The sequence below is a fragment of the Piscibacillus halophilus genome (assembly GCF_900110685.1).
GTDB classification, from domain to species: domain Bacteria; phylum Bacillota; class Bacilli; order Bacillales; family Alkalibacillaceae; genus Piscibacillus; species Piscibacillus halophilus.
In genome coordinates, this window is sequence record NZ_FOES01000031.1 from 1 (window position 1) to 14595 (window position 14595).

Annotated in this window: 17 protein-coding genes; 5 read left to right on the forward strand and 12 right to left on the reverse strand. The window is 36.2% G+C overall.

Annotated features, from left to right (window positions below):
• The 3 genes from BMY57_RS11820 to BMY57_RS11830 form a co-directional block, all read right to left on the reverse strand.
• Positions 1 to 230: transposase zinc-binding domain-containing protein (locus tag BMY57_RS11820; RefSeq protein ID WP_143063830.1), on the reverse strand; the 230-nt coding region annotated here is incomplete at its 3' end.
• A 130-nt stretch (positions 231 to 360) separates the two neighbouring features.
• Positions 361 to 831 carry an RNA deprotection pyrophosphohydrolase gene (gene ytkD / locus BMY57_RS11825; protein ID WP_091774572.1) on the reverse strand — a complete coding sequence of 157 codons (471 nt, stop codon included), beginning with the start codon at positions 829 to 831 and terminating at the stop codon, positions 361 to 363.
• A gap of 29 nt (positions 832 to 860) precedes the next feature.
• Positions 861 to 1424, reverse strand: coding sequence for a hypothetical protein (locus tag BMY57_RS11830; protein ID WP_091774574.1), 564 nt, complete (start codon positions 1422 to 1424; stop codon positions 861 to 863).
• 123 nt (positions 1425 to 1547) lie between these two features.
• Here BMY57_RS11830 and BMY57_RS11835 point away from each other — a divergent pair, with 123 nt between their 5' ends.
• Positions 1548 to 2300: a DUF6612 family protein gene (locus tag BMY57_RS11835; protein ID WP_091774576.1), complete on the forward strand. Its 753-nt coding sequence runs from the start codon at positions 1548 to 1550 to the stop codon at positions 2298 to 2300.
• Positions 2301 to 2358: 58 nt separating this feature from the next.
• On the opposite strand, the gene BMY57_RS11840 is transcribed toward BMY57_RS11835, so the two are convergent.
• The 8 genes from BMY57_RS11840 to BMY57_RS11875 all read right to left on the reverse strand — a co-directional run bounded on the left by BMY57_RS11840 (position 2359) and on the right by BMY57_RS11875 (position 11116).
• Complete coding sequence (locus BMY57_RS11840; protein ID WP_091774578.1) at positions 2359 to 2685, reverse strand: hypothetical protein; 327 nt, start codon at positions 2683 to 2685, stop codon at positions 2359 to 2361.
• A 62-nt stretch (positions 2686 to 2747) separates the two neighbouring features.
• Complete coding sequence (locus BMY57_RS11845) at positions 2748 to 3608, reverse strand: ABC transporter ATP-binding protein (RefSeq protein ID WP_091774580.1); 861 nt, start codon at positions 3606 to 3608, stop codon at positions 2748 to 2750.
• A 103-nt stretch (positions 3609 to 3711) separates the two neighbouring features.
• A complete protein-coding gene (gene menC, locus BMY57_RS11850; RefSeq protein WP_091774582.1) occupies positions 3712 to 4815 on the reverse strand; it encodes an o-succinylbenzoate synthase in 1104 nt (367 codons plus the stop codon).
• A complete protein-coding gene (locus BMY57_RS11855; protein WP_091774584.1) occupies positions 4812 to 6290 on the reverse strand; it encodes an o-succinylbenzoate--CoA ligase in 1479 nt (492 codons plus the stop codon). The genes menC and BMY57_RS11855 overlap by 4 nt, the downstream gene beginning before the upstream one ends.
• A gap of 79 nt (positions 6291 to 6369) precedes the next feature.
• Complete coding sequence (gene menB, locus BMY57_RS11860; RefSeq protein WP_091774586.1) at positions 6370 to 7188, reverse strand: 1,4-dihydroxy-2-naphthoyl-CoA synthase; 819 nt, start codon at positions 7186 to 7188, stop codon at positions 6370 to 6372.
• A 33-nt stretch (positions 7189 to 7221) separates the two neighbouring features.
• Complete coding sequence (gene menH / locus BMY57_RS11865) at positions 7222 to 8007, reverse strand: 2-succinyl-6-hydroxy-2,4-cyclohexadiene-1-carboxylate synthase (protein ID WP_091774588.1); 786 nt, start codon at positions 8005 to 8007, stop codon at positions 7222 to 7224.
• On the reverse strand, positions 8004 to 9731 hold the full coding sequence (menD, locus tag BMY57_RS11870) for a 2-succinyl-5-enolpyruvyl-6-hydroxy-3-cyclohexene-1-carboxylic-acid synthase (RefSeq protein WP_091774589.1): 1728 nt from the start codon (positions 9729 to 9731) through the stop codon (positions 8004 to 8006). Before menD ends, menH begins: the two co-directional genes overlap by 4 nt.
• A complete protein-coding gene (locus BMY57_RS11875; RefSeq protein WP_175615159.1) occupies positions 9728 to 11116 on the reverse strand; it encodes an isochorismate synthase in 1389 nt (462 codons plus the stop codon). The genes menD and BMY57_RS11875 overlap by 4 nt, the downstream gene beginning before the upstream one ends.
• Positions 11117 to 11280: 164 nt before the next feature.
• Here BMY57_RS11875 and BMY57_RS11880 point away from each other — a divergent pair, with 164 nt between their 5' ends.
• From BMY57_RS11880 to BMY57_RS11895, 4 genes are all read left to right on the forward strand, one after another.
• Positions 11281 to 12234 (forward strand): 1,4-dihydroxy-2-naphthoate polyprenyltransferase, encoded by a 954-nt coding sequence (locus BMY57_RS11880; RefSeq protein ID WP_091774593.1) that lies wholly within the window; start codon positions 11281 to 11283, stop codon positions 12232 to 12234.
• Between the two features lie 48 nt (positions 12235 to 12282).
• Entirely contained in the window at positions 12283 to 12666 is a 384-nt protein-coding gene (locus BMY57_RS11885) for a hotdog fold thioesterase (protein ID WP_091774595.1), read from the forward strand.
• A 14-nt stretch (positions 12667 to 12680) separates the two neighbouring features.
• Positions 12681 to 13037: a TraR/DksA C4-type zinc finger protein gene (locus tag BMY57_RS16420; protein WP_091774597.1), complete on the forward strand. Its 357-nt coding sequence runs from the start codon at positions 12681 to 12683 to the stop codon at positions 13035 to 13037.
• 84 nt (positions 13038 to 13121) lie between these two features.
• Positions 13122 to 14126 (forward strand): potassium channel family protein, encoded by a 1005-nt coding sequence (locus BMY57_RS11895; protein WP_091774600.1) that lies wholly within the window; start codon positions 13122 to 13124, stop codon positions 14124 to 14126.
• Here the strand turns inward: BMY57_RS11895 and BMY57_RS11900 are convergent.
• Positions 14115 to 14522, reverse strand: coding sequence for a YugN family protein (locus BMY57_RS11900; protein WP_175615161.1), 408 nt, complete (start codon positions 14520 to 14522; stop codon positions 14115 to 14117). The two genes, BMY57_RS11895 and BMY57_RS11900, sit on opposite strands and share 12 nt — an antisense overlap.
• Positions 14523 to 14595: the final 73 nt, after the last annotated feature.

The following is a 14595-nucleotide window of genomic DNA, read 5'->3' on the forward strand; positions in this document are numbered from 1 at the left end:
CGACTTTTACAGGTAAAACATACAAACTTAGGACTTGGCTCTCCTTCGCACCCCAAACATTCATATCGTGCATAACCTAAGTCTTTTGTTCCGCATCTAATAGTTTTTATAACTGTTTCCTCTATATCATCCCGATAATCTACTGGGAACCTTTGGGCATGTAATGCCCAAAAACCATTAAAGTGTTCTTTTAATATTTGTTTAATAACTCCAGAACCTTTTTTACCCATACCGAAATATCTCCTAAATTTATTAGTTAAATTCTATCACATACTTATCCACAACTGAGTCATTTTATAATTTCCTAAACAATAAAAAAGTAAAGCGTGAAGAGATGTTGAGTCTCTTCACGCTTTATTATTATAAAAAACGTTCTCTTATGACTTGCATGGATTTTTTTAAAACATAGTCTTTCATCATAAAACTAAACCGATGATCCTGTTTTAAATTGGCCGGCAGCTCCTTCATTAATACCGGTCCTTCTGTTTCGTAATAATGCTCTTCCTCTTCTAAAACATCAACCTCACCGAAATAAATGTTTTTTATAATTTCTCCGCCTTTTCCATCTACATGGTATTGACCTATAAAGTATAGATTTGAAATAAGACCACCTGTTTCTTCTTTTACTTCCCGTATGGCAGCTTCTTCAGCAATTTCTCCGTCTTCTACTTTACCACCTGGAAATTCAATTCCTCGATCCAGGTGTTTGGTGAGTAACCATTGTTTTTTATAACGGGTTATCACCCAGACATGTTTAGGTTGTTTAGAAAAGGTTTCATTTCCAATTACCAATTTTACTGTATTGTTATAATAATCCTTAAATACTTCCACTAGTCGAATACATTCCTTTATGTTGTGAATTATTGATATTGTACGTTTATTATATACGGTTCGTTATTTTCATTCAATTTTAGGTCGATTAAAATATGGTAATTTCCATGAAGTTCATTTTCATTACTTTGAGATATACGGTAAGTACGTTCATCGAGCTTTTCTTTATCGAATGGTTGATCAGATTCAAACCATGGTGGAGTATCAGTTGGTTTAAAATATAAGGCTTGTCCTTTTTCAAAGTAAATTTCATCAACATATTGATCTACAACATTTGAAGTGGCTAAACCTTTAAAACTAGATTTGTAGTCTTCTAGTGATTGATAGTTGAGGACTCTAAACTCTTCATCAGTCTTTTGAAGTAAATGATCCATAAATTGATCGAGGACTTGATCGATTTGTTCATCTGTCAGCTCAACGTTCTGTTCTTTAGACCAGCTAGCTTGTCCAACCAAAGTTTTTGAAGAAAATTCATGTGCTGATAAATGACTGGCATGATACGAATCGGATTCAGCATTTATATCTGTTAATGAATATGGAATGATAATCAAAATGAGTGCTGTTAATGCTAGCAAATATATGATTTTCTTCATGATGCATCCCACCTTTTCTAATATTTGAACTCTCATAAATAATATTCCTTACACGAATATTATATAAACACTATTTTGATTAATATTAAAAAATAGAACTATAGAACTAATAGGGGGAAAATTATGAAAAAAATTATCATAATGTTTGGAGTACTGATTCTACTTATAACTGGATGCTCTAATGAAAAAAAAACAAGCGAAACATCAGCAGAAGATATTTTTAATAAAGCACTTACAGAATCCGAAAAAGTTGAAAATGTCATGGTAGACTTTTCACTTGTACAAGAAGTGAAGGTCCCGGAAGTTGATCAACCTATAAAAGTAGAACAACAAGATACAACTTATTTACAGAATGATCCGTTGGAATTTATAACAGAACTTCATTCACCTTACGGACAATTCACATTACTTTATACAAACGACCAATTATATTCTGATGAATCAGAAGGTACATATAAAGAAATTTCAAATGATGAGTTAAATCAATTACCAGAACATATTCAAAATCAGCGTCACTTACACGTTTTACTAGATTATTTCGCGGAATTCAAAGATCAATTTGAAATTAAAAGGGATGACCAACAGTTTGTGCTTTCTTTAAGTGGAAATGGCGAGGATTTTCAATCATATGTAAAAAATCAAATCGAAACATCAGCACTCGGAAGCTCTGAATTACCAATTGAAGAGTCTGAATTAAAAATTAATGAAGTAAACATCAACATTAACATTGATCAAGAAAGTTATGAGGTCGCATCTATCTCGACTGATTTTGATAGTGAAATCCATTACGATGACCAGTCAACCATAACTCAAAAAATTGAACGAACTTACTACGACTATAATCAACAGACAAAAGAGATTCCTGAAGTTGATTAATCATTTATTAATAGTTTAACGTTAAGAAAAGCGTTCCTCAGTGAAGGAACGCTTTTTCTTAATCAATTTTATTCAATTCATCAAAAAATGGCATTTGTTCAACGTGTTGCTTAGCTTGTTCATCGCCTAGTTCATAAATCATTTTATAAGTCTTTAGTAAACAATGATCATAAGCATCGTTATCTTCATCGCGATGATATTCTTTAAAAGGCATATGGGATCGCCAAAAAGTTCCGAGATCCGCATGCTCCATATCTTCTAAAGATTCTCTAAGTTCAATGATATCATTTGGCGTGCCATATATGACGAATTCATCATTGTTACCCGCTTTTAATTCGGAAATCTCTCGTGATTCCACATTGACATAGAATTTACGTTTATCCATATTATCCACCTCATTCTTAATGTGGACCAAACTAGCTCTGATATACAAAAAACTCTTAAGACTTAGTTAGCCTTAAGAGTTGTCGTAACACAATTATTTTGAACACCTGTTTTTTCTGCATGAGCCTCAGCTAGTATACAACGTCCTCTTCCATGTGGAATACACATCGGAGTTCCAAACAATGGATCAAACGTGACATCACAGTTCATATTAAACACATTATAAACAAGGTCACATGTAATAATATCTTCTGGTTGACCAGATTCGTAAACTTTTTTATCTTTAATCGCAACAATATGGTCTGCATAACGACATGCTAAATTCAAATCATGTAAAACCATCACAATTGTACGATTGTCTTTTTCGTTTAATTCAAATAGTAAATCTAAAATATCAATTTGGTGAGTCATATCAAGATAAGTAGTTGGTTCATCTAATAAGATTAACTCCGTATCTTGCGCTAAGGTCATTGCAATCCAAGCACGTTGGCGCTGTCCACCAGATAACTCATCAACTGATTGATATTTAAGATCCATTAAGTTCGTATCTTCTAACGCTTTATTTACAGCATCTTCATCTTCTTGAGACCATTTTTTGAACACACCTTGATATGGATAGCGTCCCATTTTAACTAGCTGATAAACCGTTAATCCTTCAGGAGTTGATGGTCCTTGTGGTAAAATCGCCATTTGTTTCGCCACTTCTTTAGTATTCATTTTGGCGATCTCATTACCATCTAAAACGACTTCACCTGACTTAGGTTGAAGTAGTCTTGCCATTGATCTTAGTAAAGTTGATTTTCCACAACCATTACTACCAATTAAGACTGTCACTTTTCCTTTAGGGATTTCTATATCTAATTCATCGATAATGATTTTTTCTCCGTAACCAAGCGTTAAGTTATTCGCCGTTAGGGTTTCCATTTGACAACGCTCCCTTTAATTCGAACATTCGCGAATCCTTAAGTATCTACTTTTACTGTAAATGAAAATCATTATCATTGCAAGATGTTTGTGCTCATTATTTTTAAAAATTATGTGTAAAATCACGAATGGTTCGTTTCTTTAAAAGCTTTTCATTAACTGTCACACCAATACCTGGTTTAGTTGGAACCTTCACTTTACCGTCATTTACAGTAAAAGGTTCCATAATAATATCTTCCTCCCAATAACGGGAAGATTCGGATAGATCTCCAGGAAGTGTAAATTGTTCTAATGTAGCAAGAGCAACATTATGGGCGCGGCCAATCCCTGTCTCTAACATACCTCCACACCAAAGAGGTAATTTTGCGACTTTAGCAAAATGATGAATTTGAATCGCTTGCTGGTAACCACCTACGCGACCTAATTTAACGTTGATATTATCACATGCTCCTAGTTCAATCGCCTGGAAAGCATTGTGTTCTGATTTGATCGTTTCATCTAAACTAATGGAAGTATTCATTTGTGATTTTAATTGGTGATGATAATAAAAATCATCTGACCTAAATGGCTGCTCAATCATCAATAAATTCAAATCGTCTAATTTCGTTAAATGAAGCATATCTTCAGGTTCATACATTCCATTACCATCAAACATAATCGGTCTGTCACCAATAACACTTTGAACACGCTCGATGGTTTCTTTCTCTTGTCCTTTTTGGACTTTAAGCTTATATCGTTTATAACCTTTTTTATTATATTCCTCTGCCTGTTTCTCTATGTCATCCATAAGTGACAGGACAACGCCACTCTCGACTTCATCACGTACGCCACCAATGACGTCTTTTAACGTTTTGTCTTGTTGTTTGCCATAAAGATCCCATATAGCTGTTTCTATACTCGCTTTTGCCATTTGATGACCTTGAATAGACGAAAAAATTTGATGAAGATCCTTAGGATGATTGATTTTCTTTTTATTAAGCATTGGAAGTAAAAAATTCTTTAACTGGTCCCATGCTGTTGTAGTCGTCTCGGGTGAATAAAATGGATCTGAGAATGCCACACATTCTCCATAACCTACACGTCCGTCTCGGTCATATGCCTCCACAATTAGTGTGTCTCGAACAACGACCAAACCATTAACGGTTTGAAACGGCTTCTTTAGTTTCATGGATACATGTCTGACTTTTACTTGATCTAACTGAATCACGAAGAACCCCCACCTTCTAATAACTCAAGTAATTTATGTCTCTGTAATTTTCTAGATGCGTTTCTTGGAAGCTCTTCTAAGAAGTAAACTTTTTTCGGAACTTTATATTTCGCTAAATATTGAGAAGCATCGTGTAAAATGGTTTCAGCTGTAACAGCATTGTTTTTCTTAACGACAAATGCAACTGGTACTTCTCCCCAGCGTTCATCTTTAACTCCAACAACTCCGACATCCTCAATTCCTTCTAAACCTTTAAATATTGATTCAATTTCCGCCGGATAAACATTCTCGCCACCTGATATGATAAGATCTTTTCTTCGATCAACTACATATAAAAAACCATCTTCATCAAGGTATCCTAAATCTCCGGTTTTAAGCCAACCGTCTTGAAATGTTTTATCATTTGCTTCCGGTCTCTTCCAGTAACCTTTTGTCACATTTGGTCCTTTCACTTCGATTTCTCCTACTTCATTTACCGAACACTCTTGGTTGTTTTCGACAATTTTCAATTGCCCAGGAAATAACGGTTTACCAGAAGAACCAATTTTCGACAACATACTACCTTTATCCAACGTACAGAATTGTGAAGCTGTTTCTGTCATGCCATACGATTGATAGACAGGAACTTGTTTTTGTTGGCATTGTTCCAATAAAACTTTAGGAGCTGGCCCTCCTCCTAATAACATACACCTGAATGAATCAGGATAGAGATCGCTTCCTAACCTTTCCATCAACTGTTCAAGCATGACCGTTACAACCGAAACAATCGTCACGCCACCTTCCATGATATCATGGTGAATCGCTTCTAAATCGAATTTCTCATGTAAGTGTACGGGCATTCCATAAATCACACTTCGGTATAAAATAGAAAGACCACCAACATGAAACATAGGTAAACTCAACAGCCAACGATCTTTTTCATCAATTCCTAAGTTCAATGCCGAAGAAGTGGCACTCCAATAGTGATTCCCGTATGTAAGCTGAACCCCTTTAGGATGTCCTGTCGTACCAGATGTGTATAAAATATGAGAAACATCTTCAAGATTGATTTCGCTTGGAAATTCAATTATTTCTTCTGGCTTTTTTAAATTTGTTGAAAAGATGCTAAATGGATGATGGTTCAACAATTCCTTAGCTGTATTTTCATATGTTGGATGATAGATGAACCCGCTGACCTCACCATCTTCTAGCTGAAAAACTAATTCACCAGTCGTTAATCGTGTGTTAAGTAAAAAAGCAACGGCTCCTATGTAGTGGAGAGCGTGAACAACCACAGCAAATTCATAACAATTGCTTGAAAGAACCGCAATATGATCACCTTTTTTAAAACCTTGTTGTGACAAAAAGGTTGCATAGGCTTTTGAGTCATTTTGCAGTTGTTTAAATGTGTAGCTTTCTCCATTTTTAAGAACAATCGCTTCTAAGTTTGGTGTTAAATAGGCTCGTTTGTCTAACCAGTTAGGCATCATCGTCATAGATATCCCTCTAATTCTCTATAGTAAAGTGTAAATGAAATAAAGACCGCGTATAACTACGCGATCTTTGAATAAAAACTTATGGGAAACGTGGGAACTGCTTAAAGTCTGGTTTGCGTTTTTCTTTAAATGCATCGCGCCCTTCTTTAGCTTCATCTGTTGTGTAGTAAAGAAGTGTAGCGTCACCACCCATTTGTTGTAAACCAGCCAACCCATCTGTATCAGCATTAAATGACGCTTTTAAGAAACGAAGAGCTGTTGGTGATTTTTCTAACATCTCTTCACACCATTGAATAGTTTCTTCTTCAAGTTTGTCTAAAGGTACGACTGTGTTAACAAGTCCCATGTCTTTAGCTTCTTCTGCGTTGTATTGACGGCATAGGTACCAAATTTCACGCGCCTTCTTATGTCCCACAATACGTGCAAGTAAACCAGCACCATAACCAGCATCAAAGCTGCCTACTTTCGGTCCAGTTTGTCCAAAAATAGCGTTGTCTGCCGCTATGGTTAAATCACATACGACATGTAGGACATGTCCTCCTCCAATTGCATAGCCAGAAACCATTGCTACAACTGGCTTAGGAATCGTACGAATTAATCTTTGTAAATCTAATACGTTAAGACGTGGAATTTGGTCAGTACCTACATAACCACCGTGACCACGTACTTTTTGGTCACCACCTGCACAGAATGCTTCATCACCAGCTCCTGCAAGAACAATGACACCGATATTTGAATCGTCACGTGCATCCGCAAATGCATCAATCATTTCTTGAACCGTTAGTGGCGTAAATGCATTACGCTTTTCCGGACGGTTAATGGTTACTTTGGCAATACCATTATATTTTTCATAAATAATTTCTTCATAATCTCGAACTTTTTCCCATTGAACTGCCATAATAATTGCCTCCCTTTTATGTAATTGTTTTTATTATAAATATTTCATTACTATTTTACCAAAAGAATTTGGATTTTCTAAGTGTGGAGCATGGCCAACATTTGGTATCGTCTCATGAACAGCGTGTGGAAAGGCTTCAACCATTTTTTGATTGATCTCAACAAATTTATCGTCTAACTCTCCTGTGATCAAAACAGTTGGAACTTGAATGTCATTTAAAGAGGACCACAAGGTTGGCTGCACACCTGTTCCCATCGACCTTAATGACATCGCCAAGCCTGATGGACGTTGGTTTAATCGCTCTTCTCTAATTTTCCTTCTAGCACTCACAGGTAATCTTTCTTGTGATTTAAACAGAGGAATGGTCTCCCAATAATTCACAAACTCTTCTATACCTTTTTCCACCATAAATTTAGCTAACTGATTATCTCGTTCAGCTCTTTCATTTTTGGCTTCTTCTTCTAATCCTGGGGAAGCACTTTCTAATATTAATGTTTTTACCTTTTCGGGAAACATAGAAGTAAAAACAAGCGCTGTTCGGCCTCCCATCGAATATCCTAATAAATGAAAAGAGCAAATAGAAAGTTGGTTTAATAATTCATTTAACTCCCAACAACATTGTTCCATGTTGTCAACATTTGCATCCGTCTGTCCATGTCCAGGTAAATCGATCGTAATACATTGATACTCATCTAATAATGGGTCCATCATTTCTTGCCAAGTGTTGGTCGAGCCAGTAAATCCATGCAATAGTACCACTGGCTCCCCTTTGCCATGAACTTTCACAAAATACTGGTTGTCATTTACTTTTATTTTCATGATAAACCATCTCGATTTAACTGTTGATAAACGCTTTCCCATTTCTGACGATGCCATATTAAATTGTCGTCTCGATCCGTTTGTACCTCAATGACTTCTAAGTATTGTACAGGTTGACTGAGTATTTCTTTTAGGTTTTGTACAGAGCTTGCGCGTTGGTATCTTACACCTAATCCTTCTACCATTGTCTGAATTGGAGGATTAAATGGTGTTCCAAATAAGTTTTCAAAATGCTTCTTTTCATTGTTCTGTGGTAAAAATGAAAAGATTCCTCCCCCGTTGTTATTTAACACTAACACTCGTAATGGAAGTTGATACTGTCTTGCAATAAATAACGCTGTATAATCGTGTAAAAATGATACGTCACCAATCAATAATGTGACAGGTGTATTAGTTGCTGCCACACCTAAAGCACTAGAGATAACTCCATCAATCCCATTTGCTCCCCGATTCGACATGACATCGATAGATCTTTGTGAGTTAAAGAAAAACGTATCCATATCTCTGATCGGCATACTATTTCCAACAAAAACAACGGAACCTTCTTCTACTTCTTCAGATAAAGTCAGGACAGCTGTTCCTTCGGTTAGTTCATCTTGATTGTTTGTTAATATTTTTTGGGCAATTTGGTCATTGTCTAACCAAAAGCTCTTCCAATCCGAATCAATTTTCGGTACGAATGAATGACTTATGAGCTGATTTAAGAAATGAGCTAGTTCTGAGAATACCATCGTTGTTTCAATATTTGTTGGCTCACGGTAACCTTGGTTCTCGTCTACCACAATATGAACTTTCGGTTGTTTAGCTGTAATCCACTGCATATATGGCTTAGAAACAGGCATGGAACCGAAACGAATCACGAAATCAACATCTAGCTGTTTTCTTATGTCTTCCCGTTTTAATATCGCATCATAAGTTGAAATGATATATGGATTAGTCTTAGGATGCTTTCTTAAATTAGATAAAACATCCGCAAAAACAGGAATTTCCCACTGCTTGGCTAAATTTATAATTAACTGTTGTGACTCTTTGGAATGTAGTTCACCACAAACAATAATCCCACGGCCTAAGCCATCAATCATATTCATGACATCATGAACAGCCTGTCCATCAACTTGTTCATGGCCTGTGATATGGTTCACATATGATTGTGAACGTTCACCCCAAAGGTCAGGTAACGATAAATCTGGAACTAATGGGTCTCTGAATGGGAAATTTAACTGCACTGGACCTTTATTTGGATGATTTGAGATCGAATAAGCTCTACTTGCTTGACGTCTAGCATACCGCTTCATTTGTTCACTGTTTTCTGGTATTGCCATTTCATGAAAATACTTAGTATAATCCCCATACATTTTTATTTGATCAATGGCTTGCGGAGCACCATTATCTCTTAATTCATGAGGGCGATCTGCGGTTAAAACTAACAAAGGAACCCGGCTATAATAAGCTTCAATAATAGCCGGGTAGTAATTAGCTGCCGCTGTTCCTGATGTACAAATAAGTGCAACAGGCTTTTGAGTCCTTTTCGCTAATCCTAATGCGAAAAAAGCTGAAGATCGTTCATCAAAGTGCACCCAATCTTTAATAGATGGATGCTCCGCAAAAGTCATAGCCATTGGGGTTGACCTTGAACCGGGTGATATAACAACATGTTCTAATCCATTTTGATATAGCTCATCTATAAAATAACTGACATAATAAGTCTTGTCTCCCATGTTCATCGAGAGATGCCTCCCAAAGCCTCTAACATCGGCGTGAATTTCAATTTTGTTTCTTCATATTCTTCATATGGATCAGATTCTTCTACAATCCCACACCCTGCAAATAGCGTCGCTTTATTTTGATTAATTAAAGCGGAACGAATAGCCACTATTATTTCACCATTACCATGCGCATCAATCCAACCGACAGGACCTGCATACCAACCACGCTCAAATGGTTCATTTTCTTTAATAAACATCACCGCAGCTTGACGTGGCTCGCCGCCTAGTGCGGGTGTTGGGTGAAGTTTTTCAATTAAATCAAAAATCGTATATGAATCCTTTAAGATTGCTGTTACGGGTGTATATAAATGCTGTAGCGTTCTTAATTGTAAAATTTCAGGTTGACTCGGAAGATCAATCGAATGTGTTAAAGGCTCAATCGCTTCTTTAATCATACTTACGACATACTGATGTTCGCTCCGATTTTTCTCATCATTTAATAAGGATTGGGCCAATAAATCATCTTCTTTTAATGAGTCCCCTCTTTTAATGGTTCCGGCTAGACAAGTGGATAGTAATTCGTTCTCATCCACTTTAACAAGACGTTCTGGTGTCGCACTAATAAACGCATCATCACCATAGTCGAATATATAAATAAAGCTATCCTTCTGTTGCTCTACTAACTTCTTTAGAACATTATTTAAATCAATGGATTGATTAAATTCTGCTTCTAACTCTCGAGCTAATACAACTTTACCTAAGGTACCATTTTTAATCCTGTTGACAGCATCACGAATTAATTGTTCCCAATTACGATAGTCTAAGCTATTTGTCGTTTGAAGCTGTTGAGGAACATTTGATTCATATTGATCATTGATGTTCTCTGTCCATTGTTTTAACTTTGTGGTTAATGCATCAACGTCTGTATTCTCATTAACCGTAACATTGTAAGTCATATAACATTCACCTTGAATGACAGTCAACATAGCTTCAGGCACGACCATTAACCCCGATTGAAACGTTTTCCACTTATCATCCATGACGGAATCATTGAAAGAGAATCCACCTAACATAAGTGGTCCTGTTCCTTTTACTGAATCGTTTGGAATAAAAAAGTCTGTAAGAAGTCCTTCCCATTGTTGTTGCACAGAATGAAATCGGTTCTGATGTGATTGAATCGTTTTATAATTCCCTATGCCTACAAGGTAGAAGGAATCTTCAGAATCTCTCCAAAACAACCTTAATAGATCTTGATTTTGATAATACGAAAAAAATTGAACTGGATTTATAAAATTAACCTTTTCGACTAATGAAACCATTAGTTGAGTTTGATTAACAGTATCCATATATTCTTTAGCCTTGTTTAATTGTTCATTGATCGTAAACGGCTTAGTTTGTAACATGGCATACGCCTCCAATAAAACATGCATGTTTCTAAAACACTCTTTCATTATTGTATGACTTTTTTCCCTGTGAGACAAGGTAAAAGCAGTACACCACTTATTGACATGCTTACTTCGTTTCACTAAACTATGTTTAGGTTAATAACCTTTGAGTATAGAAAGGGATGACAATTGTGTCAAATCAAACAACCAAAGAAGCGCTTGGGGAAAAGTCAGGCTTTCAAATTTGGTGGAGAATGTTAAGACCGCACACATTAACGGCTTCATTTATACCAGTTTTTGTCGGGACGGTCATCGCCAGCATTGAGACGTCTGTTCATATCGGATTATTTATAGCCATGCTGATCGCCTCCATCTTAATCCAAGCAGCCACTAATATGTTTAACGAATACTACGACTATGTAAAGGGATTAGATACCGAGGATTCGGTTGGAATTGGTGGAACTATTGTAAGGGATGGAATTTCACCTCAAACCGTTCGTAATCTGGCCTTTACTTTTTACGGGGTTGCCATTTTATTAGGATTTTATATTTGTTTATTGACGACATTTTGGATCGCAGTCATTGGACTCATATCTATGTTATTTGGTTATCTTTATACAGGCGGCCCTTATCCAATTGCATACTCGCCATTTGGAGAATTATTCGCTGGATTTTTCATGGGGACTGTTATCATTGGAATCAGCTATTATATTCAAACAGAAATTTTAACTAATGAAGCTGTTTTATTATCCATTCCAATTGCTATATTAATTGGAGCTATTTTACTTTCAAATAACATCCGTGACTTTGAAGGTGATCAAGCAAACGGCCGTAAAACACTTGCTATTTTAGTGGGGCGCAACAATGCCATTCGTGTATTGGCTGCTTTTTTCATATTAGCTTATGCCACAACTGTTCTGTTCATTATGATCGGAATCATGCCAGTTTGGGGATTGTTAGTTCTATTAAGTGTCAAAAAAGCGATCAATGCTATCAAAGTTTTCAAAAATAATAATACTCCTTTAGAGATGATGCCAGCTATGAAATTCACTGCTCAAACCAATACCATCTTTGGACTTTTATTTGGTATTTCATTTTTACTAAATCATTTATATGCCATTCAATCACTAACATAAGGTATAATTTTTTGGTTCATATAACACTATAAAAAAGGAGAGAAGAATATGCAGTTGGAAAATACGCTTTTTGAGACAATGAATGTTGAAGTTGTAAAGACCGAAAAAAATGAGGTTATATTGAAAATGCCCGTCTCACCAACGGTTCATCAGCCTTTAGGTTATTTACATGGAGGAGCGTCAGTTGCTTTAGCTGAATCTGCCGCTAGTTTAGGTGGATTTTTAAATGTTGACCCAGAGAAGCAAAATGTATTCGGTATCGAAATAAACGCTAATCATGTTAAGAGTAAGCGTGATGGTTATGTTAAGGCTATAGCAAAACCTGTTCACATTGGTCGAACAACAATGGTTTGGGAAATTAACATTGTCGATGAAAGTGACCAACTCATTTCTATTTCTCGGTGCACTTTAGGAGTGGTCGATCGAAAATAATGAGGTGAAGTTGAATGGATCCAAATTTAATGCAAGCATTAAAACAGCAACTTTTAGAAGATAAAAAACGCGTCAAAGAAGAATTAGATTCATTTGATACGGATAGATCATTCATTGAAGAAAGTGTCGGTGAATTGAACTCAGTTGATCAGCAACACCCAGCTGATACAGGAACTGAGCTTTATGAACGGGAAAAAGATATGGCATTTCACCGTAGAGCAGAAGAAGAATTAAGCGAGATTGAACATGCTTTAGAGAAAATGGAGAACGGAACTTATGGTATTTGTGAACGAACAGGACGTCCAATACCTGAAGAACGATTAAAAGCAATGCCTACCGCGAGATACGTCATTGATGAGAGTCAATCTTAATATAGATTGGCTCTTTTTTTATGGCGTTTAAATTGTAAACCCTCTGGGAAAGATGATGATAGCTTTTAGAGGGGGATTTTAATTATGTTGTATAGATTAAAAAGATGGTATTTTAAAGTTCCTCAATTTATCAGATTGTTGGGCACCATTTTCCTAACCATGTTTGTTTTTGGTTTTATAGTTCATATGTTAGAGCCCAACGAATTCAAAACAGTTTTTGACGGTATATGGTGGGCATTTATTACTGGTTCAACGGTTGGTTACGGAGACTATGTACCTCAAACGACAATTGGGCGATTTATGGCTATTTTACTCTTACTACTGGGTGGAGGAGTGATCACTTTTTATATGGTTGCATTTTCAAGGAGTACCATTTCAAGAGAAAAGTCATATGCAGAAGGTAAAGTTGCTTATAAAGGAAGTCATCATTACATTATTGTTGGTTGGAACGAACGTTCAAGAAGATTGATCCAACTCCTCCATGAACAATATAAAGACAAAACCGCTATCGTTTTAATCGACGAATCAATACAAAAAGATCCACTTGACGTTCCTTATGTTCACTTCATAAAAGATGACCCAAGCTTAGATGAGACTTGGAAGAAAGCAAATGTTGATGAGGCTAAAAAGGCTATTATCACTGCAGATCAATCAAGATATGAACGGGACGCTGATACATATTCCATTCTCATTACAATCACGTGTAGAGGATTGAATGCTCAAATTCCAATTTTTGTTGAAATATTGACGAGTACACAAAAATCAAATGCTGAACGAGCTGGTGCCACTGAAGCAATTTGTACGAATGAGTCTACAAGTACTTTATTCTTTCATGAACTAACGAGCCACCAGCACATACAGACAGTGGAGTATGTAATGGCCTTATTATCTGACCAAGAATTTATTAAACATAAAGTAGCTGACCAATGGAAAGGTCATACAATCGTTGAGTTAACTTACAAAATGAAAAAAGAAGGCCTGTTATTGCTAGGCCTTATTCGTGATGAAGAAATCATTATAAACCCAGCCCCTCAAGAACAGCTCGTCGAGGGAGATGAAGTTATTTTTTCGGAGAAATTATTGCAATAAAGCTCTTTCAACTTGTTGTAAAACTCTTTCCGCTTCTTGAATATAAGTCGCATCAACCTCTGCATCTTCATCTTCAGGTGATGCGAATTGGTTAAAGCCCGCCGATACATTTCCACCTGTACCTTGTTGATCAATACCTGATTCAAAACGGTGGGCTAATACAAACGGTTTACCAAGACGCACTTTAGCATCGCGCTCATCAAGGTAACCGATTTCTGTAGAAACAGGTATTCTTAAGAACACGTATTTCTCTGTATCTTTGTCGAGTTCGTAATCAAAATAAGCATGATCGTAATCCCAGTTACCACCTATCACAAAATCTAATCGTTTTAATATATTTTCTAAATCATATAAATCATACATTTGGTTATCAATTCCAGAATCTAGTAGCTTCAAGTTTATCACCTCACCTCTAGTATGTACGCCGATAAAATAAACATGTATGAGGAATTGAGGTGTAAACATTAAA